Genomic DNA, 3,114 nt, shown 5'->3' with positions numbered 1-3,114 from the left:
AACCTGGCCCGTACACGCTTCACTTCGTATGCATCCACACATCCAACGTGCCCAGGAACAACCCGAACCAGAAGACCTAACGGAGTCCTATTAGGTGATCGTGCGCTGGGAGACCTCCCGCACCACGGCAAGGCCCTCGCTTGGCGGAATCCGACCCATTGTCGCCGGGACTCCGATGGCCTGATCGACCACAGCGTGAGCCCGGGTGGTGTCGCTAGTGGCTCTCGTTGGAGGGCGCCGCGCAGCGCTACTCAATGCCGACACCGTGTGCGCGGGCTAGTCCGTCCAGACCGTCCGACCAGCCCTGACCGACCGCGCGCAACTTCCACACCAGCTGTCCGCCGGTGGTGTGCCGGTACAACTCGGCGACGATCATGTGAACCGGCACGCGAACCTGGCCATGACCTGCTCGGACATCGCCCGCCAACGGACGGCGTCTACGCGGTGGCCCGCGGCCACCGCACGATCTTCAGGAGTCCACACAACCCCCGATGATCACGCGGTGGCCGTTTCGGTGCCCGCTCCGGTCCTCAGGTGGTGCCAGGCATGCCCGCACCCGCCAGCACAGAAGCGGAGCCGCCGCCGATCATCAGCGACGCCAAGAAGTGCGACCAGCAACCGGAATGCCTTGACCCGCTCCTCCTGCGGAAGGTTGATGATCTTTGTCAGTTGCTCGATGAGGCGTCCCCGCGTGACCAGCACGGCCGGGGTGTGGGTGGGCCGGATGCCGGCTCTGCGGATGCTCTCCGGCCCGTCCTCGCTGGTTGCGCGGGCCTGGATACAGAACCCTGCCAGGTCGCGCAGGACTTCGAACTGCTCAGCGTCGGCGAGGCCCTCGAACCAGCCGACGCCCTGGGCGAGCGGACGGATGCCTTGCGCCAACTCGTTCAGGATGACCGTGCGTCCGTCCATCCCTGCCCCACCTCCACAACAAGCCTGGCTGCCTACCCCGCAAGGTCATCGAACCAGATCACGAAGTCGCACTGGAGTACTAGTACTCCAGCCGGACTTCTGTATTTCTGCTGGTCAACGGCCTGGCGGTGGGGAGTGTAGCGGGGGCTCAGCATGCGTGGGGCGGTCTTGGACTGACCGTCCCACCAATGGGTGCCCGCCTCGCATGTAGTGACAGCGTCGGGCTCGTGCCTGGTGGCGACGCCGCCAGCGGGACCAGTTCATCGCGTGGTCGAGGCGGGGAGGATGGCCGCGGGGTTCAGCTGCCAGCAGACGACGGATTTCGGCTGGCGTGAGATCCACGAGGTCGGGAGTGTCGGCCTGGGCACCCCCTTTTCGCGCTCCTGCACGGCCATCACGGCGAGGAAGGTGTGAGCGAGCATGGCGAGCGTGATGTGCCGGTACCAGCCCACGTAGCGGCGGACCTCGTACTGGTCCAGGCCGCACTCGTTCTTCGCGCTCTGGAAGCACTCCTCGATCTTCCAGCGGCAGCCGGCGACGCGGACCAGGTCGGCGACGGTGGCCTGCAGCGGACCGCAGGCAAGGTAGTAGGCGATCTCGTCGGGCTTGCCAAGGCTGCGACGGGCCAGCATCCACCGCTGCCGGGGCGGCTCGACACCATCGGACTCGGCCACGGCCGGCAGACGGGCGGCGGCCCAGTCGTAGAACCGTTCGCCCTTGGCTCCCGACCCCGCCGACAGACGCTGCCACGCCTCGGACGGCGCCTGGGCGATGAGATGGTCGATACGTGGGCCGTGGACCTGCTGCGATTTGGGGACGGCCACGACGTAAGAGAGCTGGGCGTCTTCCAGGAAACGCCGGAAGTGGGAGTCCTGCCCGTAGGCGGAATCTGCGGTAACCCAGGCAATGGAAAGCGGAGAGGCCAGGGCCCGCGAGATCATGTAGCGGGCGAGGTCGCCCTTGGTGGCGAAGGTGCGTTCGTCGGGGATGCGGGCTGCTCGGCAGCGTTCCCGGTCCTCCGTCCAGGATTTGGGCAGGTAGAGCTCCCGGTCGACCAGGGTGTGGCCACGGGTGGTGGCGTAGGCGGCAAACACCCCGATCTGGCAGTTTTCGGTGCGGCCGGCAGTGCCGGAATATTGGCGCTGCACTCCGGCGGAGGTGGTGCCCTTCTTCACGAAGCCGGTGTCATCCAGGATCAACACACCGTCTGGCGTGCCGAGTTGTTCGGCCACGTAGGCCTGCAAGTCATCGCGCAAGCCGTCGGTGTCCCAGCGGCTGTGGGAGAGCAGGTGCTGCAGGCCGTGCGGGGTGGCATGACCGGCGTACTCGGCGAGCTGCCAGCTGTTCTTGCGGCCTACCGGGCCGAGCAGTCCGCGGACGTAGTCCCGCATCCGCCGCCGGACCTCCACACGGCAGAAGCGAGCTCCGGTCTTCAGGAAGAGTTCTTCGAGTTCCAGGTCCCAGGTGTTCGTCGGTACATCATGGATCACGACAACGAACTGCTCGTCGCGCTGTCACTACATGCGACGCGGGCACCCATTGGTGGGACGGTCAGTCCAAGACCGCCCCACGCATGCTGAGCCCCCGCTACACTCCCCACCGCCAGGCCGTTGACCAGCAGAAATACAGAAGTCCGGCTGGAGTACTAGCCGTCCGGGTAGCCCTGTACCTTGATCTCCTCCCACAGTTTCGAGGCGTTGGTGCAGCCTTCCTGCCATCGCTGGTCGAGGCAGGGCTTGTAGGCGTCGAGCTTGGTTGGGCGGCTTTGCCACTGGCCGGTGAACAGTTGCTCCGGCTCGGCGGCTCGGGAGAACCGGAGGACGGTGTTGAGGCCCATGCCGAGCTTCCGGGCGATGAACCGCTTGAGATGCCGACCGGAGCTTCCGATGCCGGCTGTATCGAGGGCTACGCCAAGAACCCGGTGTATTGGGTCGAAATCCGCCCTCTCACGAGGTCGGGCAGCACTGGGAAGAGCACGGGACATGGCTGCGCCCGCCCATCCTGATTGCCCGACGCTTCCTGGACCCGTCGGACACAGGTCTTCCGGTCCTGGAGGGCAGGACACGCGTCGGCGTCCTACGAGGTCGCCTGCGCGAGCGGTTGCACGTTGTCAAGCCCCGGGTTTTGTGGAGGCTGAGTTAGCTGGTTTTCTGGAGTGACGCAGGGGGTTCGGCCGCGTAGTAGGCGGCTTCGTGCTCGGCG

Annotated in this window: 4 protein-coding genes; all 4 read right to left on the bottom strand. The window is 66.3% G+C overall.

From position 1 onward, the window contains the following. Positions 1 to 247: 247 nt before the first annotated feature. Positions 248 to 376, bottom strand: a complete 129-nt coding sequence (locus tag AB0J12_RS39500; protein WP_363269640.1) for a TerD family protein — start codon at positions 374 to 376, stop codon at positions 248 to 250. 119 nt (positions 377 to 495) lie between these two features. Further along, the gene (locus AB0J12_RS39495) at positions 496 to 912 is read right to left on the bottom strand and encodes a DUF5958 family protein (protein WP_363269639.1); all 417 of its coding nucleotides are present in this window, start codon (positions 910 to 912) and stop codon (positions 496 to 498) included. Between the two features lie 260 nt (positions 913 to 1,172). Further along, on the bottom strand, positions 1,173 to 2,369 hold the full coding sequence (locus AB0J12_RS39490; protein WP_363269641.1) for an IS701 family transposase: 1,197 nt from the start codon (positions 2,367 to 2,369) through the stop codon (positions 1,173 to 1,175). Between the two features lie 188 nt (positions 2,370 to 2,557). Next, on the bottom strand, positions 2,558 to 2,749 hold the full coding sequence (locus tag AB0J12_RS39485; RefSeq protein ID WP_363269638.1) for a hypothetical protein: 192 nt from the start codon (positions 2,747 to 2,749) through the stop codon (positions 2,558 to 2,560). Positions 2,750 to 3,114 lie beyond the last annotated feature (365 nt).

The organism is Streptomyces sp. NPDC049915, from assembly GCF_040656475.1.
Lineage (GTDB): Bacteria > Actinomycetota > Actinomycetes > Streptomycetales > Streptomycetaceae > Streptomyces.
This window is presented reverse-complemented; position numbering and strand designations above follow the sequence as displayed.

Bases quoted from the DNA above. Each gene is read 5' to 3' on its own strand.
- AB0J12_RS39500 (WP_363269640.1), bottom strand. From the start codon at position 376: ATGATCGTCGCCGAGTTGTACCGGCACACCACCGGCGGACAGCTGGTG.
- AB0J12_RS39495 (WP_363269639.1), bottom strand. From the start codon at position 912: ATGGACGGACGCACGGTCATCCTGAACGAGTTGGCGCAAGGCATCCGT.
- AB0J12_RS39485 (WP_363269638.1), bottom strand. From the start codon at position 2,749: ATGGGCCTCAACACCGTCCTCCGGTTCTCCCGAGCCGCCGAGCCGGAG.